General features: G+C 44.2%; 19 protein-coding genes and 1 other annotated feature. Of the genes, 13 read left to right on the top strand and 6 right to left on the bottom strand.

Going from position 1 to position 23,507, the window contains the following annotated elements; all coding sequences use genetic code 11:
• Window positions 1–101 precede the first annotated feature (101 nt).
• On the top strand, window positions 102–2,021 hold the full coding sequence (sltY, locus tag AAY47_RS02910; protein ID WP_047766744.1) for a murein transglycosylase: 1,920 nt from the start codon (window positions 102–104) through the stop codon (window positions 2,019–2,021).
• 54 nt (window positions 2,022–2,075) lie between these two features.
• Window positions 2,076–2,399 (top strand): trp operon repressor, encoded by a 324-nt coding sequence (gene trpR, locus AAY47_RS02905; protein WP_047766743.1) that lies wholly within the window; start codon window positions 2,076–2,078, stop codon window positions 2,397–2,399.
• Window positions 2,400–2,481: 82 nt separating this feature from the next.
• On the opposite strand, the gene yjjX is transcribed toward trpR, so the two are convergent.
• On the bottom strand, window positions 2,482–3,009 hold the full coding sequence (yjjX, locus tag AAY47_RS02900; RefSeq protein ID WP_047766742.1) for an inosine/xanthosine triphosphatase: 528 nt from the start codon (window positions 3,007–3,009) through the stop codon (window positions 2,482–2,484).
• A 54-nt stretch (window positions 3,010–3,063) separates the two neighbouring features.
• Here yjjX and gpmB point away from each other — a divergent pair, with 54 nt between their 5' ends.
• Entirely contained in the window at window positions 3,064–3,711 is a 648-nt protein-coding gene (gene gpmB / locus AAY47_RS02895; RefSeq protein WP_047766741.1) for a 2,3-diphosphoglycerate-dependent phosphoglycerate mutase GpmB, read from the top strand.
• On the opposite strand, the gene robA is transcribed toward gpmB, so the two are convergent.
• Entirely contained in the window at window positions 3,708–4,589 is an 882-nt protein-coding gene (gene robA / locus AAY47_RS02890) for an MDR efflux pump AcrAB transcriptional activator RobA (protein ID WP_047766740.1), read from the bottom strand. The genes gpmB and robA overlap by 4 nt on opposite strands.
• Before the next feature lie 629 nt (window positions 4,590–5,218).
• Here robA and creA point away from each other — a divergent pair.
• The gene (creA, locus tag AAY47_RS02885) at window positions 5,219–5,695 is read left to right on the top strand and encodes a protein CreA (RefSeq protein ID WP_072161169.1); all 477 of its coding nucleotides are present in this window, start codon (window positions 5,219–5,221) and stop codon (window positions 5,693–5,695) included.
• Window positions 5,696–5,809: 114 nt separating this feature from the next.
• On the opposite strand, the gene arcA is transcribed toward creA, so the two are convergent.
• Window positions 5,810–6,526: a two-component system response regulator ArcA gene (gene arcA, locus AAY47_RS02880; protein WP_047766739.1), complete on the bottom strand. Its 717-nt coding sequence runs from the start codon at window positions 6,524–6,526 to the stop codon at window positions 5,810–5,812.
• 697 nt (window positions 6,527–7,223) lie between these two features.
• Window positions 7,224–7,342 (top strand) — a sequence feature (Thr leader region).
• A 26-nt stretch (window positions 7,343–7,368) separates the two neighbouring features.
• On the opposite strand from arcA, the gene thrA reads away from it, so the two are divergent.
• From thrA to thrC, 3 genes are read left to right on the top strand one after another with little or no spacing between them, the layout of a single operon-like run.
• On the top strand, window positions 7,369–9,843 hold the full coding sequence (thrA, locus tag AAY47_RS02870; RefSeq protein WP_047766737.1) for a bifunctional aspartate kinase/homoserine dehydrogenase I: 2,475 nt from the start codon (window positions 7,369–7,371) through the stop codon (window positions 9,841–9,843).
• Complete coding sequence (thrB, locus tag AAY47_RS02865) at window positions 9,825–10,775, top strand: homoserine kinase (RefSeq protein ID WP_047766736.1); 951 nt, start codon at window positions 9,825–9,827, stop codon at window positions 10,773–10,775. Before thrA ends, thrB begins: the two co-directional genes overlap by 19 nt.
• A 2-nt stretch (window positions 10,776–10,777) precedes the next feature.
• On the top strand, window positions 10,778–12,061 hold the full coding sequence (gene thrC, locus AAY47_RS02860) for a threonine synthase (RefSeq protein ID WP_047766735.1): 1,284 nt from the start codon (window positions 10,778–10,780) through the stop codon (window positions 12,059–12,061).
• Window positions 12,062–12,161: 100 nt separating this feature from the next.
• Here the strand turns inward: thrC and yaaA are convergent, their stop codons facing one another.
• Window positions 12,162–12,938 (bottom strand): peroxide stress protein YaaA, encoded by a 777-nt coding sequence (gene yaaA / locus AAY47_RS02855; RefSeq protein WP_047766734.1) that lies wholly within the window; start codon window positions 12,936–12,938, stop codon window positions 12,162–12,164.
• 170 nt (window positions 12,939–13,108) lie between these two features.
• On the opposite strand from yaaA, the gene tal reads away from it, so the two are divergent.
• Both tal and mog read left to right on the top strand, forming a co-directional pair.
• Entirely contained in the window at window positions 13,109–14,062 is a 954-nt protein-coding gene (tal, locus tag AAY47_RS02850; RefSeq protein WP_047766733.1) for a transaldolase, read from the top strand.
• A gap of 122 nt (window positions 14,063–14,184) precedes the next feature.
• Window positions 14,185–14,760: a molybdopterin adenylyltransferase gene (gene mog, locus AAY47_RS02845; protein WP_047766732.1), complete on the top strand. Its 576-nt coding sequence runs from the start codon at window positions 14,185–14,187 to the stop codon at window positions 14,758–14,760.
• A 120-nt stretch (window positions 14,761–14,880) separates the two neighbouring features.
• Here mog and AAY47_RS02840 read toward each other — a convergent pair whose 3' ends face one another.
• The gene (locus AAY47_RS02840) at window positions 14,881–15,522 is read right to left on the bottom strand and encodes an ArsR/SmtB family transcription factor (RefSeq protein ID WP_047766731.1); all 642 of its coding nucleotides are present in this window, start codon (window positions 15,520–15,522) and stop codon (window positions 14,881–14,883) included.
• Between the two features lie 130 nt (window positions 15,523–15,652).
• Between AAY47_RS02840 and AAY47_RS02835 the strand changes: the two genes are divergently transcribed.
• Window positions 15,653–16,150: a DUF2938 domain-containing protein gene (locus AAY47_RS02835; RefSeq protein ID WP_047766730.1), complete on the top strand. Its 498-nt coding sequence runs from the start codon at window positions 15,653–15,655 to the stop codon at window positions 16,148–16,150.
• Window positions 16,151–16,643: 493 nt separating this feature from the next.
• Here the strand turns inward: AAY47_RS02835 and trxA are convergent, their stop codons facing one another.
• On the bottom strand, window positions 16,644–16,964 hold the full coding sequence (gene trxA, locus AAY47_RS02830; RefSeq protein WP_047766729.1) for a thioredoxin: 321 nt from the start codon (window positions 16,962–16,964) through the stop codon (window positions 16,644–16,646).
• Window positions 16,965–17,717: 753 nt separating this feature from the next.
• Here trxA and AAY47_RS02825 point away from each other — a divergent pair.
• The 3 genes from AAY47_RS02825 to AAY47_RS02815 are packed head-to-tail and all read left to right on the top strand — an operon-like array spanning window position 17,718 to window position 23,504.
• A complete protein-coding gene (locus AAY47_RS02825) occupies window positions 17,718–21,137 on the top strand; it encodes a non-ribosomal peptide synthetase (protein ID WP_047766728.1) in 3,420 nt (1,139 codons plus the stop codon).
• Entirely contained in the window at window positions 21,134–22,786 is a 1,653-nt protein-coding gene (locus AAY47_RS02820) for a GMC family oxidoreductase (RefSeq protein WP_047766727.1), read from the top strand. The genes AAY47_RS02825 and AAY47_RS02820 overlap by 4 nt, the downstream gene beginning before the upstream one ends.
• The gene (locus tag AAY47_RS02815) at window positions 22,776–23,504 is read left to right on the top strand and encodes a thioesterase II family protein (protein ID WP_047766726.1); all 729 of its coding nucleotides are present in this window, start codon (window positions 22,776–22,778) and stop codon (window positions 23,502–23,504) included. Before AAY47_RS02820 ends, AAY47_RS02815 begins: the two co-directional genes overlap by 11 nt.
• Window positions 23,505–23,507: the final 3 nt, after the last annotated feature.

The following is a 23,507-nucleotide window of genomic DNA, read 5'->3' as shown; positions in this document are numbered from 1 at the left end:
CATAACATCTTAATAATTCACTTGGACAACGCACCTGAGCAAAGTATTTAGACACAGGGCATTTGGACACCGATAGTAGTCTTCCGAAGGGGTATATGGCAATGAGTAAGTGGCGGCATTTCATCATGGCTGTGAGTATGGTTTCTATTGTTGCTGGAGCGGCACATGCTGATTCTCTGGATGCCCAACGTCAACGATATCAAGCAATAAAGCAGGCATGGGATGCCCAAAATAGGGAGGAAGTGGCGCGTCTGATGCCAACGCTGAAAAATTATCCCCTGTATCCCTATCTCGAATATCGTCAATTATCTCAGGATCTGGCAACGACCACGCCTCAGCAAGTTCAGCACTTTATTAACACGCACCCTACCTTGCCACCCGCACGTTCACTGGCATCTCGATTTATCAGTGTACTGGCAAATAATGGTGACTGGAGCGGCATCCTGACATTCAGTCTCAATCCGCCAAATACAGTTGCAGAACGCTGTGATTATTACTTTGCGCAATGGGCCACAGGACACCAGCAAGTCGCCTGGCAAGGTGCCCAAGAAATTTGGCTCCATGACAACTCATTACCTGATAGTTGCGATAAACTACTCACTGCATGGGATCGGGCCGGATACCTGTCTGCAAATTTAATTTTACAGCGTATCGAATTGGCGGTGAAAACCAATAACACCACACTTGTTACCTATCTTGTCAAACGCTTACCATTGCGTTATCAAAGCGTGAGTACGAATTTACTAAAACTACAACATGATCCAGCATTCATTGAACAATTTGCCACAACTGCCACACCAACCGACTTCACCCGCTCGGTTATCATAACGAACTTTTCCCGATTTGCCCGCACAAATGCTGAATTTGCCAGAGTCAGCATCCCTACCCTTGTTCGCTCACAAAAGATGAATGACGCCGAACGACAGCAATTAAAAGATATCGTCGCATGGCAATTGATGGGAGACATTACACCAGAGCAGGCAAAATGGCGGGATGAGACCATTCGCGATTCACACTCTATCAAATTGATTGAACGGCGTGCCCGCCTGGCATTGAGGAATGGCGATCTCTCCGGGCTTGAAAGATGGATTTCGTTGCTGCCGCAAAAAACGTTGCAACAAGATGAGTGGCAATATTGGCGTGCGATTATTCTGCTCAATCAAAGAAAAAGCGCAGAAGGCAATGCGATATTACGTAAACTGACCGAACATCGTGGTTTTTATCCCATGGTGGCAGCCCAGAAATTACATATTTCTTATCCCCTGACCATCAATAAATCAGAAAGACCCGATCGTGCCATTGCCACTATGCCAGCCATTCAACGTATCCGGGAGTTGCTGTATTGGAATATGGATAATTTGGCCCGCTCAGAATGGCTTCTCCTGGTTTCTTCGCAAGATCGCGTGAAACAAGAACAGTTGGCTCGTTATGCATTTGAGCAGCACTGGCCCGCATTCAGTGTACAAGCTACCATTGCGGGAAAAATGTGGGACCACCTTGAAGAGCGTTTCCCGATGGCGTGGCAAAATGAATTTGCAAACTTCACGTCAGATAAAAATATTTCACAAAGTTATGCCATGGCAATTGCCCGTCAGGAAAGTGCCTGGAACCCACAGGCCCGTTCTTCCAAAGGAGCCAGTGGATTAATGCAGATCATGCCCAAAACCGCCGAACATACCGTGAAGAGTGAGAGAATTCAGGGTTATGTCAGCAGCAATCAATTAATGAACCCGATTACGAATATTAAAATTGGCACCGCTTATCTGGAATCGGTCTATCAGCGTTTTGGTCATAACCGTATTCTTGCCAGTGCCGCTTATAATGCCGGCCCTGCAAATGTTGAACGTTGGTTAGCTAACACCGCTGGAAATATCGATCCCGTCGCCTTTATTGAGAGCATTCCTTTTGCGGAAACGCGCTCTTATGTCAAAAATGTTCTTGCCTACGACATGTTCTACCACAATTTTATGGGAAAAATGCCAAATGTGCTGACAAATGCGGAATGGCAAAGACGTTATTAATTTAAGATTAATATGGTATGCTACTGTACTAGTTGAATAGTATGGTAGTTAATTATGGCACAAAATCATTTGATTGATCCGGCGCTTTCTCCGGAAGAAGGTGATGACTGGCTCACTTTTGTTGAGTTGTTAAAAATCGCATTTGAACAAAATTTGCAACATTCTATTTTGCAGCTATTATTGACTCCCGATGAACGTACCGCTTTATCAACTCGGGTTCGGATTATTCAGGAATTGATGCGAGGGCAAATGAACCAGCGCGAACTGAAAAATGAGCTGGCCGTTGGTATTGCGACAATTACACGTGGTTCCAATAGCTTAAAGAATGCACCGGTTCATGTTAAGAAATGGCTGGAAAATCAGTTACTAACTGATTGACAATAACCACGATAAAATAACAAACTAAATAATGCAGCGGGGGCCGTCTAATCGTGCCCCCAAACAGCGACTGCCGTTAAGATTAAGTATTCGACTCTTTATAAATTTCATGATGAATAGGCACCAGAGCCAATATCAGAGCTTGATGATAAACGCTGGTACGCGTCAGTATACCGTGGGTAAAAAAGCCAATCGCCCCACCTTTCTGCTTGATATTATTGACGCCAGTGACATCCGCCATTTCATGGCCAAGTTCTCGTCCCTGACGAATGCCTTCCAGGACTTTTTCTGGCAACATCAGGCTAGCAGAACGCGATTCTCCCCGAATTTGTTTATGTTCAACCACCATCCAGGCAAACGTCATATCATCTTCAATTCCTGCTTCAACGCCAACCCAGAAATCCGCTTCTGGCCGGACCTGACGAGCCGCCATAACTCGATGACGAGCACCGGTACGAGTCTCAGTATTACCAATGGGTTGTTGAGGTACGCTACTGTCTACATTAACATCTTCTATATGGTAAGTGCCTGGGCCAAAAACATCATCGAATGCAAGGCTAATCGCTTTTATCTTCGCAGGGTTAGTTGTTGCTGCAATAACGTGGTACATATAAATAAATTATCCTTTGAATTATTTCATGATGCAGTATAACGGAAAATAACTATGTTACAGGTCTATCTTGTTCGTCATGGCGAAACCGAATGGAATGTGGCTCGTCGTATTCAGGGGCAATCTGACAGTCCTTTGACTGAAACGGGTCGGCGCCAAGCTCACTTGGTCGCGCAGAGAGTTAAATCAGAAAACATTACCCATGTTATCACCAGTGACCTTGGTCGGACACGCCAAACAGCAGAAATCATCGCGGGAGCCTGTGGCTGCGACGTCATACTGGAACCACGCCTGCGAGAGTTAAATATGGGCGTTCTGGAAAATCGCGAACTCACTTCCCTCACACCAAAAGAAGAATCCTGGCGTAAAAGTCTTGTTGATGGTACACCAAATGGACGGATCCCAGAAGGTGAATCGATGCATGAAGTGTCTACCCGTATGCGGGCCGCACTGGAAAATTGCCTTAACCTGCCTGCGGGTAGTCGTCCATTGTTGGTCAGTCATGGAATAGCTCTCGTCAGTTTGATCTGCTCTATTCTGGGTCTTCCTGCTAACTCAGAACGCCGTCTACGGTTGAGAAACTGTTCCATTTCACGGGTGGATTATCAGGATAGCCCGTGGCTGGCCCCTGGTTGGATAGTTGAAACAACGGGCGATATCACTCATCTGAATATGCCCGCCCTGGATGAATTACAAGGTTAACGTTCAATTGGGATGAGATACTCAAATTCCACAACATGATTTTGTGTCTCATCCCCAAGATTTTTCCATTCAAGATTGGTGAGGTAATATCGCTCGACATCGTATCCCTTTCTGCGAGTTATATTTAGCGTAGGCAAACAGACGCCATAAACTGTAAAGAGAAACTCTTGTAACTGCTCTTTATCACCAAAATAACTGAATGAAATGTAATCCCCACTCGGCAAGACGACTGGATGGCTATCTTTGGTATCAAAGGTAGCATATTCTGGTTCTATGGCTGTGGTATAGAACACGGTCTGTTCATCTTCACTCTCCATACAAGGGGTCGTATGGTGTAATCCATAAAGCCTCGGTGGTAATACTTCCGCATCTTGTAGATAGTTAATCCAAAACTCATGACGCATATTCTTGCAATCTTCTGACCATTGCTCAAGTGTGTAACTGCAAGTGTGCTCAGTGCCGATAAGTGATTTCTCTTCCAATGTGACAAATTTGTGCTCTGGCAGAGGTTTGTTATCCAGCAAGATAGGAGGACATATTCCTTTTGCGCACCACTCTTCGCTTCGACGATAGGCAGCTGGCGTTCGGTCAAACTGTTTTTTGAAAGCTCTTGTGAAAGTTTGTTGAGAATCGAAGCGATATTGCAAGGCAATGTCCAGGATAGGACGGCTGGTTAAACGTAATGCAACGGCAGCTCTGGATAACCTTCTCGCACGGATATAAGAACCTATTGCCTGGCCTGTTATCTCCTTGAACATGCGCTGCAAGTGCCATTTGGAGTAACCTGCTTTTGCTGCAACGTTATCAAGAGACAATGGACGATCCAGATTATTATCCACCCAATGCAGCAAGTCCCGAATGATGTTGGTTTGATCCATACATCTCCCTCAGTCATTAAGACAAAAAGAAAATCATATAAATGTAAAACAGCTTATTAGATTGAAAAATAAAATCTTTTCCCTAAAAACAGATATTGTGTAGTTTGATCAATAATCAACACCTATACTTTTCCCAAAATAAACCCAGATGACAATTTCCCTGAGTGTTGTTGCCGTACACCATCCCGGCAATTAATTACCCATATTTACTATAACTATTGGTTAGTTATTCTTTAGGTATACTATGCCAAGATGATTCCATTGGACATATTGATTGTTACATTGAGATAATCAACAAACTCCCAATGAATTAAACAAGTTTTTGCTTGGAATAAATTAATATCAGAATCGGTAATATGTCAAGCATTGTCCTGATAAATAAGTCAATGATATGAATTATAAGAGAAAATATATTTATTACTGACGTACAGGATGTTAACCTAACTCCAATGGCATAACGTTTTAAAGACCATTACTTACTCGTCTTGGGGGCGTATTCAGCTATAATGTCCTGATTTTCCACCACAGATACATTCACATTGGAAATAATTTAATTAAATTTATTGCGTTACATTATATGTGAATGATAGATATTTTCACTGTATTTATTTAATTCAATTGGACTATATATGGCAACAATGAAGAAAATAGTGATAGCGGCTACCTTACTCTTTTCTCCTGCGGCTTTGCATGCTGAAGAGATCGGTTCTGTTGACACCGTGTTCAAACTTTTTGGTCCCGATAACAAGATAGTGATAGAAGCCTTTGATGATCCTGACGTTAAAAATGTCACCTGTTATCTGAGCAGAGCCAAAACTGGAGGGCTTAAGGGAGGATTGGGATTAGCAGAAGATACCTCTGATGCCGCCATATCCTGCCAGCAAATTGGCCCGATTGAATTGGCAGATAAGATAAAGAAATCCCCTAAGAAAGGACAAGTCGTCTTCCAGAAACGCACTTCTTTGGTATTTAAAAAATTGCAGGTTGTACGCTTCTACGATCCAAATCGTAATTCGCTAATTTATTTGACTTATTCTGACAAAGTGATCGATGGTTCCCCTAAAAATGCAATCAGTGCTGTACCGATTATGCCGTGGAAAGAGTGAATAACTTATCACTGAGGCAAGCACCAACTACAAGAAAAGCCCTGATGCCATAAGACATACGGGGCTTTTTGACAGAGACGCCATGTCGAATATATACCTATAAAAAGGTATCAATCATTCTTCTAAATCACCACAGAAACGGTAACCTTCACCGTGGATGGTCGCAATGATTTCTGGCGTATCTGGTGTCGATTCGAAGTGTTTACGAATACGGCGAATAGTCACATCAACAGTACGATCGTGAGGTTTCAGTTCGCGGCCCGTCATTTTTTTCAACAATTCTGCACGGGTTTGAATTTTTCCTGGATTCTCACAGAAATGAAGCATCGCACGGAATTCGCTACGCGGCAGTTTGTAATGATCGCCCATCGGGCTAACCAAAGAGCGGCTATTGATATCCAGCTCCCATCCATTGAACTTATAACTTTCAACTTGGCGACGCTCTTCTCCTGGAGGACTCAGGTTCATTGTCCGCGAAAGTAAATTACGTGCACGGATGGTTAATTCGCGTGGGTTAAATGGCTTAGTTATATAATCATCAGCACCGATTTCGAGACCAAGAATTTTGTCCACTTCATTATCACGGCCAGTTAAGAACATCAACGCAACATTTGCCTGCTCACGTAATTCACGGGCAAGCAGCAAACCATTTTTACCTGGCAGATTGATATCCATAATAACTAAATTGATATCGTTATCTGACAGAATGTTGTGCATTTCTGAACCATCATTGGCTTCATAAACAACATACCCTTCAGCCTCAAAAATACTCTTAAGGGTATTGCGTGTGACAATTTCGTCTTCAACAATCAAAATGTGCGGGGTTTGCATGGTTGCTACCTAAAATCGCTAAAAAACAGAATCTGTATGACACAAGCTGTTATTATTAAAAGAAAATACGCTGATCTTGTTCTGAGTAACAGAAAATCAGCTTATGCCCGAAATAAATGTTTTGATATGTTTTACGCTAAAAGCTAGCGTCGCTTTCCTAGAGGGTACATACCCGATTTAAACGAGGCTTCTATATTAGTCTATTAACAGCAATATAACAGCTAGTAATGCATTTGCCTTCTAAAAAAACTAACTTTTGTTGATACATATCAAAATCAATTGTAGCACGTTAACATTAATTGTAATTGTTAATTTTAATTCAGGTCATTTGTTATTGACTTGAATAAATTATGTTAATGGATGTTGAGATGTCGTGAATACTTGAAAGAGATTCGCTCGACACTGAAATATCCAGATGACACGTTTTTATCATAAAGACAAAATAATTACAAAATATGTTTTTTGTAAAATTAAATGCTACTAAATAATCTAACTAACCAAATAATGATTTGTCATTTGGGCTATATTTTGAATAATTTCGATACGGAAAATGCCGTTTTTTTCTTCTTTCGCCATAAAAAATATTTGACATTGACCACAATTTAATTTAACCAATAGGGGGTCAAACAAATTAAAAAAGACAGACAGGAAACGATGCACCCCATCAGCTCGAAAAAAAGGGTTCTTACAAACATGATTATAACCATCATTACTACAACCACGATTACCACCGGAACCATGAGTTGCGGTGCGGGCTGACGCATACACATAAAACAACAATGAGCCCGTATCCCACAAGATACGGGCTTTTTTTTTGGACCGAAATCAGGAGAAGAACGTTAATGCGCGTATTGAAATTTGGTGGAACCTCAGTTGCAAATCACCAGCGTGTACTGAGTGTTGCAGATATCGCCGAGACTGAGTTATCCCTTGGGCAAGTTGCCTTAGTACTCTCAGCACCGGCAAAAATCACCAACCATCTGGTGGCGATGATCGAAAAAACGGTTGCAGGGCAAGATATTGTTTCTAATATGAGCGATGCTACCCAAATCTTTGCTGATCTGCTGTCAGGATTGAAAGAGCAACAACCCGGGTTTGATTATGACCGACTGAAAGGGCTAGTAGAACGTGAGCTAGCCAGCCTTAAACAGACTCTGCACGGCATTTCCTTGTTAAAACAATGCCCAGATAACATTAGTGCATCCCTGATCTGCCGTGGCGAAAAACTGTCGATTGCCATCATGGAATCCGTGCTACAGGCTCGTGGTCATAAAGTGACTGTCATTGATCCGGTTAAAAACCTTTTGGCGCATGGGCATTGTCTCGAATCCACCGTCGATATCCATGGCTCCTCCAAACGCATTGCGGCACTCAACATTCCTGCTGACCACCTCATCCTGATGGCGGGTTTCACTGCGGGCAATGAAAATGGCGAATTGGTCGTATTGGGGCGCAACGGCTCTGACTATTCAGCCGCAGTACTGGCGGCATGTCTGCGTGCAGATTGTTGTGAAATCTGGACGGATGTAGACGGTGTTTATACTTGTGATCCAAGGGCGGTGAAAGATGCACGCTTGCTGAAAAGCCTGTCATACCAAGAAGCGATGGAATTGTCTTATTTCGGTGCGAAAGTCCTTCATCCTCGTACTATCGCCCCTATTGCCCAGTTTCAAATTCCTTGTCTGATAAAAAATACGGCCAATCCCGATGCACCGGGTACTTTTATTGGCGATGCCCCCATTGATCATGGGCAAAAAGATCAGGACATGCCAATTAAGGGCATTACCAATCTAAATCATATGACGATGTTCAACGTTTCCGGCCCTGGCATGAAAGGTATGGTCGGGATGGCGGCACGGATCTTTTCCGTCATGTCACGCAAAGGTATTTCCGTTGTATTAATCACACAATCTTCGTCAGAATACAGCATCAGCTTCTGTGTACCGCAAAAAGAGTTGGTAAAAGCACAAAAGGCACTGACAGAAGAATTTTATCTGGAGCTGAAAGATGGTGTGCTTGATCCCATCGACGTGATCGATAATCTTGCCATTATTTCTGTCGTTGGCGATGGTATGCGTACTCAGCCTGGGACTTCTGCCCGCTTTTTCTCCGCATTGACACGCGCCAACATCAACATCATTGCCATTGCGCAAGGTTCTTCTGAACGTTCTATTTCCGCCGTCATTGAAAATGATGCCGCGACGACGGCTGTTCGTCTCTGCCATCAAATGCTGTTTAACACCGCTCAGGTTGTTGAGGTCTTTGTTGTCGGTGTAGGAGGTGTAGGCAGTGCGTTGATCGAGCAAATACGTCGTCAGCAAACCTGGCTCAAACAGAAACACATCGATTTGCGCATCTGTGGTATTGCCAATTCCCGCGCTTTATTGACTGATGTGCAAGGCATCTGTCTGGATAACTGGCAGCAGGCACTGTCAGAAGCCACGGAGCCTTTTAGCTTGAGTCGTCTTATTCGTCTTGAAAAAGAGTACCATCTCCTGAATCCAGTCATTGTGGACTGTACTTCCAATCAGTCGATTGCGGAACAGTATGCCGGTTTTCTCAGCAATGGCTTTAACGTTGTCACGCCCAATAAAAAAGCCAATACCTTATCGATGGCTTATTACCGCCAAATCCGTCAGGCCGCAGAGAAATCGAAACGTAAGTTCCTGTATGACACTAACGTAGGGGCTGGACTGCCGGTTATCGAAAACTTACAAAATCTGCTTAATGCCGGTGATGAATTAGTGCAGTTCAGTGGCATCCTGTCGGGTTCTTTATCCTCTATTTTCGGCATGCTGGATGAAGGAATGACGCTGTCCCAAGCGACCATGCTGGCCAAAGAGAAAGGCTTTACAGAACCCGATCCACGCGATGATCTCTCTGGCATGGATGTTGCGAGAAAGCTGCTGATTCTGGCACGTGAGGCGGGTTATGCACTGGAACTGGAAGATATTCATGTCGAACCCGTTTTACCTATATCGTTCGATGCCAGTGGCGATGTTGACCATTTCCTGCAACGTTTACCACAACTGGATCAGGTCTTTAGCCAACGTGCGGAACAAGCCGCAGAACAAGGCAAAGTCTTGCGTTATGTTGGTTTGATTGAGCAAGGCCGTTGTACAGTGAAAATTGTCTCTGTTGATGGCAACGATCCACTTTATAAAGTCAAGAATGGCGAAAACGCGCTGGCTTTCTACACCCGTTATTATCAGCCCATTCCACTGGTATTGCGTGGTTATGGCGCAGGAAATGATGTAACGGCAGCCGGAGTTTTTGCTGATATATTACGTACTCTGTCATGGAAATTGGGGGTTTAATGGTTATCAGGGTTTATGCGCCTGCCTCTATCGGGAACGTTGGCGTCGGATTTGATGTGCTTGGCGCAGCAGTTTCTCCCATTGATGGCTCGTTACTTGGAGATTGTGTCTCCGTCAGTGAAGCTGAAAGTTTCAGCCTGAATAATAAAGGGCGATTTGTTAGCAAATTACCGGCCGATCCCAAACAGAATATTGTCTATCAATGCTGGCAGCTTTTTTGTCAACGACTGGGAAAAGAGCTGCCCGTTACCATGACATTAGAGAAAAATATGCCGATCGGTTCGGGATTAGGCTCCAGTGCCTGTTCTGTCGTCGCCGGTTTAGTGTCATTGAATGAATATGCTGGCCGCCCATTTAACCAACACCAGTTACTGGAGATGATGGGAGAATTAGAAGGGCGCATTTCCGGTGGTGTTCATTATGATAATGTCGCTCCCTGCTATTTGGGAGGATTGCAATTGATATTATCTCAGGAAGATACTCCCTGTCTGCCTGTTCCCACATTTGATAATTGGCTATGGGTAATGGCTTATCCCGGCATCAAAGTATCGACAGCCGAAGCCCGTGCAATCCTGCCCAATCACTATCCCCGTAAGGATATCATTGAGCATGGGCGTCACTTTGCGGGTTTTATCCATGCCTGCCATACCCGGCAATCAGGACTGGCTGCCAAATTAATGCAAGATGTTGTCGCGGAACCTTATCGCACCCAACTGTTACCCGGCTTTGCCAATGCACGTGATGCAGTCAAAACATTAGGGGCGCTGGCGTGTGGCATTTCCGGCTCCGGCCCAACACTGTTTGCAATTTGTCATGAAATAGCGGTAGCAGAAGAGGTTGCACACTGGCTGCAACAACATTACGTACAGAATGATGAAGGCTTTGTACACATTTGCCGTCTGGATCTCGCAGGCGCACGACAGGTAAAGTAACCATGAAATTATATAACTTAAAAGATAACAGCGAGCAGGTCAGTTTTTCACAGGCGGTAAAGCAAGGGTTAGGTAAACAGCAAGGCCTCTTTTTTCCACAGGATTTGCCAGAATTCAGCCGTAATGAAATTGACGATTTATTGAAATTAGATTTTGTCAGCCGCAGCCAGCGCATTCTCTCTGCCTTTATTGGCGATGAAATTCCCGCAGAACAATTGACAGCCCGTGTGAAAAACGCGTTTGCCTTCCCTGCCCCTGTAGCGATTGTCGAAGATGACATCGCTTCACTGGAGCTTTATCACGGCCCGACACTGGCTTTCAAAGACTTTGGTGGCCGTTTCATGGCACAAATTCTTGCCCAGATTGCAGGAGAACAGCCCGTCACTATTTTGACGGCAACATCCGGTGATACCGGTGCCGCAGTGGCCCATGCTTTCTATGGCTTAAATAACGTACAGGTTGTGATCCTTTATCCCGAAAGCAAGATCAGCCCATTGCAGGAAAAACTCTTTTGCACTCTGGGTGGCAATATCCATACGGTGGCTATCAAGGGGGATTTCGATGCTTGCCAGGCATTGGTCAAACAGGCTTTTGATGATGAAGAACTGAAACGGGCTTTACATCTTAACTCAGCCAACTCTATTAATATCAGCCGCCTACTGGCACAAATTTGTTATTACTTTGAAGCGGTTGCGCAGATCCCCGCAGAAAAACGTGAACAGTTGGTGATTTCCGTGCCAAGCGGCAATTTCGGTAATTTAACCGCAGGGCTGCTGGCAAAATCGCTGGGACTACCGGTAAAACGTTTTATCGCGGCAACCAATGTTAATGACACCGTTCCCCGTTATTTAGCGGCAGGCAAGTGGCTGCCGCATCAGACTATTCCGACGCTGTCCAATGCCATGGATGTCAGCCAGCCCAATAACTGGCCGCGCATTGAAGCATTGTTCCAATGCAAAGGCTGGGCACTGAGTGAACTGGCAAACGGCGTTGTGGATGACGTAACCACCCAAAGCACCCTGCGCGAACTGGCGGCAAAAGGCTATGTTTCCGAACCACATGCTGCCGTCGCTTATCGTGTTTTACGTGATCAATTACAAGAAGGGGAATATGGCTTGTTCCTGGGTACTGCTCATCCAGCCAAATTTAAGGAAAGCGTCGAAGCTACACTCGGTCAACCATTGCCTTTACCACAAGCGTTGGCTGAACGCGCAGATCTGGACTTGTTATCCCACTTTATGTCTGCTGATTTCTCAACATTGCGTGAATTTTTGCTGAAAAAATAATCGAAATAATATGGCATTGATCACTCCTCCTAATTTCCATTTATAGGTGGAGTGATTCCATGCTGGGTTCCATACACCCAAAATTGGTTGTATCAAGAAACTATTTCTGTTCAGAACGCTTAAACACCAACACCTCTCCGCAGGAGAGAGATTCATCAAAAGCGTATCCTTCCAGATTGAACGCCACCAGCCGTGCTGGATCGGTCAGTTGGTTCTGAATAATAAAACGGCTCATCAGGCCACGGGCTTTTTTAGCATAGAAGCTAATGACCTTGTATTTGCCATTTTTTTCATCCAGAAAAACAGGTTTGATAATCCTGGCTGCCAGCTTTTTGCTATTTACTGATTTGAAATACTCATCTGATGCCAGATTGACCAGAACATCATCACCTTGTTGTTCCAGTGCCGCATTTAAATTTTCAGTAATGCAATCGCCCCAAAACTGATACAGATCTTTACCGCGTGGATTTTCCAGCTTAATGCCCATCTCCAAACGATAAGGCTGCATCAAATCAAGAGGACGCAAGACCCCATACAGGCCAGATAGAATTCTTAAATGTGTTTGGGCAAAATCAAAATCGTCAGCAGAGAAAGTTTCAGCCTGCATACCGGTATAAACATCGCCTTTAAATGCCAACATCGCCTGACGGGCATTTTCTGGTGTGAAATTGGGCTGCCATTCTGCAAAACGGGCAGCATTCAATCCCGCCAGTTTATCACTAATACTCATCAAACTGCCGATTTGCGCAGGCGTTAAAGTCCGGCAAATCTCGATCAGTTGTTGGGATTGCGCCAATAACAGCGGTTGGCTAAACTTTTCTGTTGCCAGTGGACTGCCATAATCGAGTGTTTTTGCAGGTGAAAGGGTAATAAGCATTATTTTTTCCTAATAATCCAGACTTCCCCCACTTTAGCAAAAAAGACAAAAAGAGGAGAATCTCAGCGAGAGAATTTTCCTACCTTACAGCCGCGCTTGACCATGTTATTATCACAAGATGGCGAGGCAATGTTGCCAAAGATTTTACGTATAACGATGAGATATTAAACATGACCGATAAACTGACTTCCCTGCGTAAACTGACAACAGTAGTCGCAGATACCGGGGATATCGAGGCGATGAAACTGTATCAGCCGCAAGATGCGACCACCAACCCTTCCCTGATTTTGAATGCAGCTCAAATTCCAGAATATCGCTCACTGATCGATGAAGCTGTTGAATGGGCGCGTGGTCAAAGCGATTCCCGTGAGCAGCAAATTATTGATGCCGGCGATAAATTAGCTGTCAACATTGGTCTGGAAATTCTGAAACTGATCCCTGGGCGTATTTCCACGGAAGTTGATGCGCGCCTGTCTTATGACACCGAAGCGAGTGTAGCGAAAGCAAAACGTTTGATCAAACTGTACAACGAAGCAGGTATCAGCAACGATCGCATTCTGATCAAGCTGGCTTCCACCTGGCAAGGCATCCGTGCTGCGGAACAACTGGAAAAAGAAGGTATCAACTGTAACCTGACTCTGCTGTTCTCCTTTGCCCAGGCACGGGCTTGTGCAGAAGCGGGGGTCTACCTGATTTCTCCATTTGTTGGCCGTATCCTTGACTGGTACAAAGCCAATGGCGACAAGAAAGAGTTCGCACCGCATGAAGATCCAGGTGTGGTTTCTGTTGCTGAAATTTATCAGTACTACAAAGAACACGGTTACAACACGGTTGTTATGGGAGCAAGTTTCCGTAACTCTGGTGAAATTCTGGAACTGGCAGGCTGTGACCGCCTGACAATCTCTCCATCACTGCTGAAAGAGCTGTCAGAAACCGCTGGTGAAGTTGAACGTAAATTGGGTTATGAAGGCGAAATCAAAGAGCGCCCTGCGCCAATGACTGAAGCTGAGTTCTACTGGAACCACCACCAGGATGCAATGGCAACTGAAAAACTGGCGGAAGGTATCCGTAAGTTTGCCGTAGACCAAGGCAAACTTGAAAGCATGATCGCTGATTTGCTGTAATCGCAAGCGATACGCTACTTTTTCTTGTACAAAGGCGACCCATTATGTGTCGCCTTTTGTTTATTTCACGTTGCAGCCGCCAAATTTTATTTTTCCTATTATTATAATTAATTGAGGTTTGTATGAATGTATTGCGCATTGGTCTCGTGTCTGTTTCTGATCGCGCGTCAAACGGCGTTTATCAGGATCAAGGGCTGCCCGCACTGGAAACATGGCTGAAAAAAACGATTATCACACCTTTTAGTGTCGAAACCCGCCTGATCCCTGATGAACAAATCCTGATTGAACAAACATTGTGTGAATTGGTTGATGAACTGGGGTGCCATTTGGTACTCACCACCGGAGGAACAGGGCCTGCTCGTCGTGATGTCACGCCGGATGCAACACTGGCAATTGCGGATCGGGAAATGCCCGGATTTGGGGAACAGATGCGTCAAATCAGCCTTCAATTTGTGCCAACAGCCATTCTGTCCCGGCAAGTCGGCGTGATCCGCAATCAAGCGCTGATTCTCAACCTTCCCGGACAACCGAAAGCCATCGCAGAAACACTGGAAGGATTAAAAGACGAAAATGGCAAGGTGTTGGTAGCGGGAATTTTTGCCAGTGTTCCCTACTGCATCCAATTGCTGAATGGCCCTTATGTGGAAACGGATGAAAGCGTTGTCACCGCATTCAGGCCGAAAAGTGCACGTCGTTAAAAGCCGATATGTTGCTTATTGTTATTAATCATTGCATGCCATAAAGGTTCTGAACCAACTCAGAACCTTATCGATCAATCTTCGAACGACAAAAGTGTGATTGTGATCGCCAGATATTTATTAAGGCTTCGTCTCGACGCGCATTCCTGCCTCTTTCCAACCCGAAAATCCTTTTTTAAACCGACGGGCTTGAATTCCCTTAGCACGAAGCAATGCGAGGGCATTGGCAGAAAGTACGCAATAAGGGCCACGGCAATAGGCGATCAATTTCTGATGAGTGGCCAATTCATCCAGTCTGTTCTCCAGCTCATCAACAGGAATATTAATGGCATCAGGCAAATGGCCTTGTTCAAACTCCTCTTTTGGTCTGACATCCAGTAATATCGTGCTGTTTTCCTTAATTCTGTCCAACAACTCATCCCATGAAATTATTTCCTGGTTGTTTGAATCATCAATCAATCTGCGCATTTCTTCGCGGTTAAATTCGGCATATTGCTGGAGTACCGAAATAACGTCCATAATGGGTCCTTCACTCTGACGATAAAGCACATGTTTTCCTGATTTACGGGACTGAAGTAACCCTGCACGTTTGAGCTGCTGGAGATGCTGGGAAGTATTAGCAATTGACAAACCGGAAAGCTCTGAGAGCTTTTCCACGGAGTGTTCAGTGTTAACCAAACATTCAAGCAGTGCCAACCGATGAAGATTTCCTAGTACCTTAGCAATTTCCGCAATCTCGACAATAAGTTGTTTATTAAACATTGACTTTACACTTCCACCATTATTACACTCAATACATCAATTGAATGAATGGTATCAGAGTTTCTATGCCATTTCGAGTACCTGCTGATTGACCATTAATAGATAGCCACAATTCGGAGGATCGCAACAGATGAATGAAGGATTGGAGTTGATTGTTTATGCTGTACTGATTGGCGCTGGTGCAACAGTTGTTATGGATCTTTGGGCGATTTTCATAAAACGGTGCTTCGGTATTCCCTCACTAAACTATAGCATGGTAGGACGCTGGATTGGGCATATTCCCAAAGGGAAATTTACTCATACAAGCATTCTACAGGCTGAACCGGTGAAAGGTGAAACCGGAATGGGTTGGTTTGCTCACTATTTGATTGGGATTATTTTTGCCGGTTTCCTGTTACTCATTTATGGTTTAGATTGGGCAAAAAACCCCACTTTTCTGCCCGCTTTAATTATCGGTATCGTGACTATAGTTGCCCCTTTCTTCGTTATGCAACCTGGTATGGGAATGGGGATGGCTGCATCTAAAACACCTGCCCCCAACACCGCCAGATTAAGAAGCCTGATGACACATACTATTTATGGTATTGGTCTGTATTTAGCTGCGTTATTATTAACATTATTTTCTTGATTTCATTTTTAAATAACCGTCGATAAATTTGTATTATTTTTATCGACGGAATATACATTTTTACTTTCATCTATTTTTCTGATTGTTATCCAATTTGGATCTTATACCAATCCAACTTCAAGATGCATGTTATATTTCCCCGCGCAGCCGGAATGGAATTTATCGTAAGTTTTAGACGGCTTACGCATAGAGATATTGGATAGATTTAAACCAGTCAGATGCCAAAGGGTGTTGCCCTAATGAAAATGCAGTCATAAATTCCAACGTACGCTTGATGTCATTATTTCAAAATGATGAGTTCCAAACCGGAGACAACAACAGGAGAAAACCTGCCCTTGCTGCATATATCGCCGCAGCAGACCCGTTCCTATAATGAATACTTTCGTATAAACAGACATTAAATGTCTCCTTTGTTTTACTCATTAAAAGCAAATGATGACATTAGTTTGGACTGTCAGGTAAGGCAGGCTCCTCAAATTTAACTCAACCTAAACTATAAATTTTGAGAAACCATAGTCTTAAATTGTGATAATGAAGCAACCCCAACCAGAGAATCTACAGGTTGCCCATTTTTATAGACTAATGTCGTTGGTATGCTGCGAATGCCATATTTCATAGCGATATTATGGGCATCATCAATATTGATTTCCCCAAAAGTGGCACTCTCTTTCATATCGATGGATAACTGATTAAACGTTGGTGCTACCGCACGACACGGGCCACACCACGGTGCCCAGAATCTAACAATACAGATCCCTTTGGTATTGACCACACTATCAAAATTATCTTCGGTTAATTCAATTAATGTACCCATATTGAATCCTCAGTGAAAATTTTTAAGTTACTAAAATGCAGATCATAAACAAAATGTGGGGGCAGAATATTTGATACCCTTAATTCAATTATTATATTGAATATTATGGTTAGATCAATAGATCTTTTCCTATCATGAAGATAGGCATAGGCTATCAATTAAGAACAGTCAGTTATTAAAATCCTTAAAATAAATCACACAAAATTTATCCAATCAATAGCGAACAAATATAATAATAAAAAAAATCAAATAGATAAATTCAAATTAATCACTTTAACCAGAGAAAAAACAGGAAAAATTTGCCAATCATAAATACGATAATTTCACATAACAAATATTAAAAACAAAAAAAATAACTTAGTAATATATTAACATGTAGTTATTAACTAACCCACGGGGATTAGCAGATAACAATAATCATTAATAAAATATTATTATTTGATATTACATTTAGTTATAAACATGTTATTTTTGCATAAAAGCAAACCAACAAATAAAACCAAAGACCTTACAAATACCTTCCCAAGATTAATGAGGCGTCTGAATATGCACTGTTTTTATTTTAAACCCGTGAGTCAATATATTAATCTGATAGTAAATAATGTTTATTTTAACCAAAATAAATTGGTGAACTATAAAAATATTCCTTGTTAAGAATTTGAACCATATTCCCAGCACCATTTTATTTAAAAGATAAAAAATAACCTCAAAAAAATATAAATTAACTTATCAATCAAATATAAGGGATAATGCATGAAAAACTTTCTCCAGGCCTTACAAGAATCGGGATTAGAAACCGCTAATCCCCCTGAATTATATAAATCGGAAAATAAAAATTTAGATGTAGAGCTATCAAAATTGAAAGAGCAGGTTAATGGGATACTTAAAAACAGATTACCATTAATAAATATTATCATTCCTATAGCTCTACAAGAAGATACGATTGAGACAGCAAATTTCCCATTAACAGATATTCAATATGCCTATTTAATTGGACGTAATCCCGGACTGGAACTAGGAGGGTTAACCAGTTGCCTATATACTGAATTAGATATTAATTCATTAGATATCAATTTATTAAATAATGCATTAAACAAAATTATTGAATATCACCCTATGTTAAGGGCGACTTTATCTTTAGATGGACAACAGCGGATTTTATCCACGCCATTAAATTATATCATTCCTATTCAGGATGGTAGAAAGTGGTCAGAGTCAGAAAAAGATAATAGGCTGGCAAGGCTTCGTCAGGAAATGGAAACGCAATTATTACCTGTCGATAAAGCACCTACATTCGATATACGGGCAACAATATTGAATGATGATATTACCCGTCTGCATATTTATTTCGATCTGATGTTTGTCGATATTCATAGCGTCCATTTGGTATTACGTGACTGGTGGCAAGTTTATCAAGGCCATGACCTACCTGCTCTACCTAACCATCTGAATTTCCCCGGTTATATCAAATTAGAACGTTACCTACAGGGGCAACCACAAGGATTACGCGATAAAACTTATTGGGAACAACAGCTAGAGCATTTACCTCAACCGCCTGAATTACCGTTAAAAAATGCGCCAGAGATCATCTCTCCGCCTGTGTTCAAACGTTACAGCCGAACAATTTCTTCGGAAACATTATTCGCTCTTAGAAAAAAAGCCGAATTACGCAAGTTGACGTTAGAAACGGTACTTCTCGGTATGTACACAGAAGTACTTCGTCAATGGTCGAAACGTCAAACTTTTACACTGACGGTGACGCAATTTGGACGCCGCCCCTATTTTGCGGGTATTGAAAATGTGGTCGGTAACTTCCTGCAACCCATGTTACTGGGAATTGGCGGAACGGGAGAAGAAAGCCTCAATGACCGTTTGGTACAGATCCAGACTGATTTGATGATGAATCGCTGGCACTGTTCCTATAATGGTGTTCAGGTTCTAAGAGAGCTGACCCGCCGAAGTCATAGCAACCGAACAGCAACCGCCCCCGTCGTATTTAGCAATACCCTGACGGCCAATTTGGATAATGTCGTGACAGATGTCGGTTGGACGGAGGCAAGCCAGGTTTATAGCAGTAATCAAACCCCACAAGTCTGGTTAGAGAACCAGATTGTTCGTGTTGATGATCGTGTGGAAATTAACTGGAATACCGTTAATGAGCTATTCCCTGATGGCATGGTGGAAGCCATGTTGGATGCGTATATGACGCTGATAGCAACTTGTGCGGAAAATGATTCAGTATGGGATACAAGCACACCATTGGTGAAATTGCCGGACTCAGATCGGCTGGAACGCACACAAGCCAATGCAACAGAAACCAAATTTGATTTCAAACTGCTACATGAAATGGTCTTACAGGCCGCAGACAAATTTCCCGACTCAATTGCGATGATTCAGGGAGAAAAGCAGGTTACCTATGCAGAAATGGTCAACACAGCCTGTGCAATAGCACAACAATTACGCGCCGCTGTTCCCATTCATCCCAATGATATTGTCGCCGTCTCTCTGCCACAAAGCCCGGAGTTGGTCATCAGTTTATTGGGTATTCTTATGTCAGGGGCTGCCTATGTCGCCATTGATCCTCAACTTCCTGCGGAACGCCGCATGAGTTTACTCAACCGCTGTTCAGCCAAAGGGATTGTCACTGATAGCACGGTTTTTGGACATGATGAATTTACGGATTTATTTCGCATCAATCTGGATGAGTGTTCTATGCATCAGGCAATGGAGACAGCGCAAATGGCTACGGCACATTGGTCTTCCATGCCTTCAATGCAAGGATTAGATGATCTGGCCTATGTCATCTTTACCTCCGGTTCGACAGGGGAACCGAAAGGGGTAATGGCTTCCCACCGGAATGCCGCCAATACCGTGCTGGATATTAATCACAAATTCCAGATCACAGAAAAAGATGTTGTGTTGTCTGTCGCACCTGCCGGGTTTGATTTGTCCGTCTATGACTATTTCGGGCTATTAGGTGTGGGGGGAAAAGTTATTTTTTCCATGCCAGAAACGGCCAATGACCCCAAAATCTGGCTAGACATGTTGATTAAACATCAAATTACGATCTGGAATAGTGTCCCTGCCCCCGTGAAAGTATTGGTAGACAGAAATGGTTCCGCATTGTCCACGACCCAATTAAGGTTAATCCTCATGAGCGGAGACTGGATACCTGTCGATCTCCCTGAACGTATTCGGGAAAGTTTGCCAAATACTGCGATCATCAGTCTCGGTGGCGCGACTGAAGGCTCTATCTGGTCGATACATTATCCGATTGATAAAATTGATAAAAACTGGAAAAGCATTCCTTATGGCAAACCGCTGGCAAATCAGACTTTCCATGTTTTGAATAACTGGCTCCTTCCCTGCCCCAAATGGGTAACCGGAGAACTCTATATTGGCGGAGACGGCGTGACTCAAGGTTATTTGGGAGACGCAGAAAAAACCGCCCTGCGCTTTATAACTCATCCCGTCACGGGCGAAAGGCTGTACAGAACCGGAGATTTGGGACGATATATTGCCGATGGCTTGATAGAAATTTTAGGGCGCGAAGATAATCAGGTAAAAATCAATGGCTACCGCATTGAATTAGGTGAAATTGAAGCCTGCCTGCTGACCCACGAAAATGCCAGCCATGTTGTCATTGATGCCCCTGTCCATGCCAAAACCGGACAACGACATATCGTCTCCTATGTTGTGCCTGAGATGCCAGGAACGTTGGATGACCCGGCTTATTTTCAGGATCAATTGAGGGAAATTGCCCGCAAAACGTTGCCCTCTTATATGGTGCCCAGTTATTACATCTTATTACCCCATATGCCGTTAACCAGTAATGGAAAAATTGACCGTAAAGCGCTGCCCATTCCCTGGTCTGATAGCGAGGAACATGCGGATGCGCCGGTTGAACCCGCTAATGAGATAGAAGCGAAGATCCTGAAACTCTGGCAGGCACAACTTCAGCACGATGATTTTGATGTCACCGATGGCTTTTTTGATATTGGCGGGGACTCACTCCATGCCGTTGGTTTACTGAGTGCGCTGCGACAGGCATTTAATATTACGCCCGTTGGCGAACAGGACATTATCGAAGGGCTGTTCATGAACTCTAATATTCAGTCTTTCTCACGCATCATTGAAACAATCGTCCAATCTCAGGCGGTGAAAGAGCTATGACCAAAATATATGATTATATCGTGGTAGGCGGTGGTTCAGCAGGCTGTGTGGCAGCCTCCCGCCTGTCTGAAAACAGCACAAAAGCCGTACTACTGATCGAAGCAGGCCACGGATCTGACGTACACAATCCTGCCAGCCCACTCAGAGATGCGTCAAGGCTGGTGCTGGAAGGATATAATTGGGATTACGAAGCCAATGTGCGCAATGATGATGATCGGTTCGCCGCTCTCATTGCTTCTCCTGCCCATAGACAAGATAACCCACAGCAAACTCGCAAACACAAGGAGCGCAAGCCGTTCAATTATCGCGTGGGGAAAGTCCTTGGGGGTTCCTCCGCTGTTAACGGGGCCATTGCCCTGCGAGGATTTCCAGGCGATTTCGATAAATGGGCCAAAATGGGGTGTCCTGATTGGGCTTGGCAGCAAGTTCTGCCGTGGTTTAAGCATTTGGAGAATGACACTGATTATATCGGTGATGATAACCACGGTTCACAGGGACCGATGTGTCTGCGCAGACCGGCAAATAGCGAGATCCATCCTCTTGATATGGCTTTTGCCCATGCCTGCGAACAGTTTGGCGTACCTTACGCCGATGATCTCAATATCGGTGAAGATCCTGCTGTCGGCCCTGTGCCCGCCAATGTCGTTAACGGCGCCGAAAGAGTCGATGTGTATCGTTCATACCTTGAACCGGTTCTGAATAGAGAAAATCTGCATGTGCTGACAGATGCCTTGGTCACGCAGATCATGTTTAACGGCACTGTCGCCTCCGGGGTAAAAATTATTCAGGCGGGAGAAGAGCAGGTTTATCAGGCCAGACAAATTGTTCTCTGCGCTGGCGCAATTGGTTCGGCAACATTATTACAACGCTCAGGAGTGGGTGATCCAGAACATCTGAGCAGATTAGGGATCCCTGTTGTTGCGCCAGTGCCCGCCGTTGGCAGAAATCTGACTGATCATGCTTCCGTGGTGCTCTGGGCGCTGCCTAAAGCCGGTGTCTGTACTACGGGCCTGCCGTGGCGGCAAGTTGCTGCCCGCATTAGAAGCGGTTATGACGCAAAAGTCGATGTGCAAATTGGCCTGCTGAACAATGTTGCCAGTGACACCGTACCGGGGTTCAGAGATCGCGTTACTTACCCAATGCTGGTTGGCGCTTCGGTCATGTTGATGCGTCCAGAGATTCAAGGACGGGTTTTCATCAATTCCGCTACGCCCACAGTATTACCGCAAATTGATCTGCCGTTAACCCGCTCCCCGTCAGATATCGCCCGCCTTATCGGGGGAGTACGCAAAATTTGGCAGGTTTTACGCCACCCGGAAGTCGATGTTTTCCTTGATGGCATCCAATTTTGGTCAGACTCCATGATTCATAACGATGAAATCATGAACAGCGCAATCAAAAACCTGGTTAATCCAGGCTGGCATGCGTCGGGAACGATCAGAATGGGTGCCCATGATGATCCTGATAGTGCCACGCAAGAGGATGGCCGAGTCCGTGGCGTGACGGGGGTAACCGTTGCTGACGCTTCTCTCTTCCCCACGATTCCCTCCATGCCAACCAATCTGACAACCATTATGGTGGCTGAACGTATTGTCCGTTTTCTGCTGGAGAGAGAAACCACCCGCGAGCGGAGGACAAATGGCAACTAATGGCAGACGGGTGATTTATGCCTTTCCCCATGCAGGAGCAACAACAGCAACTTATCGCCCCTGGCTAAATGATCTTATGACCACCCAATCGGCGATCTTACAACCCGTTGCGATCCCTGGTCGTGGTTATCTGGCTAAAGAGCCTGAAATTCACGATCTCGACGCCCTGATTGAACGACTGGCATCCGATATCCGGGCCGATTTTCAGCAGAAACAAGCTCAGGGTTTCACGGAGTGGATCACCTTTGGTCATAGCTTTGGTGGCGTGCTGAGTATCGCGGTGGGTCGGGCATTAAAAAACTATGGCACTTCGCCTTTATTTGGCGTGGTATCCAGCTCTGTTCCCCCTCATCGTCAACCCAAAGATGAACGGCATACATGGACAGATGAACAATTGATGCAGAAAACCAAAGCGGATCAAGGTACACCCGACGCAATCTTGAATGAACCTGCGCTGATAAAACCCATCATCCGGCAACTGCGCAATGATTACCTGATACGCAGCCAATTTCCCCGGCTTGGCACTATACAAGTGAGTTATCCACTGGTGTTGGTTTCCGCCACTCACGACAGTTATGTCACTTTGGCAGACATGGAAGCCTGGAAAAATTACACCGCTGGCGATATTTCCCTCACGCATATTGAAGGGGATCACTTTGCTGTGTATCGGCATTGGGACGTCATCAAACAAATACTACTGAGTAAGGCAACGGGCTGACAA

Source organism: Xenorhabdus griffiniae (genome assembly GCF_001028135.1).
Taxonomy (GTDB): domain Bacteria; phylum Pseudomonadota; class Gammaproteobacteria; order Enterobacterales; family Enterobacteriaceae; genus Xenorhabdus; species Xenorhabdus bakwenae.
This window is presented reverse-complemented; position numbering and strand designations above follow the sequence as displayed.

Coding starts and splice junctions, on each gene's coding strand:
- trpR (WP_047766743.1), top strand. CDS start 2,076: ATGGCACAAAATCATTTGATTGATCCGGCGCTTTCTCCGGAAGAAGGT.
- AAY47_RS02835 (WP_047766730.1), top strand. CDS start 15,653: ATGAATGAAGGATTGGAGTTGATTGTTTATGCTGTACTGATTGGCGCT.
- arcA (WP_047766739.1), bottom strand. CDS start 6,526: ATGCAAACCCCGCACATTTTGATTGTTGAAGACGAAATTGTCACACGC.
- AAY47_RS02820 (WP_047766727.1), top strand. CDS start 21,134: ATGACCAAAATATATGATTATATCGTGGTAGGCGGTGGTTCAGCAGGC.
- thrC (WP_047766735.1), top strand. CDS start 10,778: ATGAAATTATATAACTTAAAAGATAACAGCGAGCAGGTCAGTTTTTCA.
- creA (WP_072161169.1), top strand. CDS start 5,219: ATGGCAACAATGAAGAAAATAGTGATAGCGGCTACCTTACTCTTTTCT.
- yaaA (WP_047766734.1), bottom strand. CDS start 12,938: ATGCTTATTACCCTTTCACCTGCAAAAACACTCGATTATGGCAGTCCA.
- AAY47_RS02825 (WP_047766728.1), top strand. CDS start 17,718: ATGAAAAACTTTCTCCAGGCCTTACAAGAATCGGGATTAGAAACCGCT.
- thrB (WP_047766736.1), top strand. CDS start 9,825: ATGGAAATTGGGGGTTTAATGGTTATCAGGGTTTATGCGCCTGCCTCT.
- mog (WP_047766732.1), top strand. CDS start 14,185: ATGAATGTATTGCGCATTGGTCTCGTGTCTGTTTCTGATCGCGCGTCA.
- gpmB (WP_047766741.1), top strand. CDS start 3,064: ATGTTACAGGTCTATCTTGTTCGTCATGGCGAAACCGAATGGAATGTG.
- trxA (WP_047766729.1), bottom strand. CDS start 16,964: ATGGGTACATTAATTGAATTAACCGAAGATAATTTTGATAGTGTGGTC.
- thrA (WP_047766737.1), top strand. CDS start 7,369: ATGCGCGTATTGAAATTTGGTGGAACCTCAGTTGCAAATCACCAGCGT.
- AAY47_RS02840 (WP_047766731.1), bottom strand. CDS start 15,522: ATGTTTAATAAACAACTTATTGTCGAGATTGCGGAAATTGCTAAGGTA.
- tal (WP_047766733.1), top strand. CDS start 13,109: ATGACCGATAAACTGACTTCCCTGCGTAAACTGACAACAGTAGTCGCA.
- sltY (WP_047766744.1), top strand. CDS start 102: ATGAGTAAGTGGCGGCATTTCATCATGGCTGTGAGTATGGTTTCTATT.
- robA (WP_047766740.1), bottom strand. CDS start 4,589: ATGGATCAAACCAACATCATTCGGGACTTGCTGCATTGGGTGGATAAT.
- yjjX (WP_047766742.1), bottom strand. CDS start 3,009: ATGTACCACGTTATTGCAGCAACAACTAACCCTGCGAAGATAAAAGCG.
- AAY47_RS02815 (WP_047766726.1), top strand. CDS start 22,776: ATGGCAACTAATGGCAGACGGGTGATTTATGCCTTTCCCCATGCAGGA.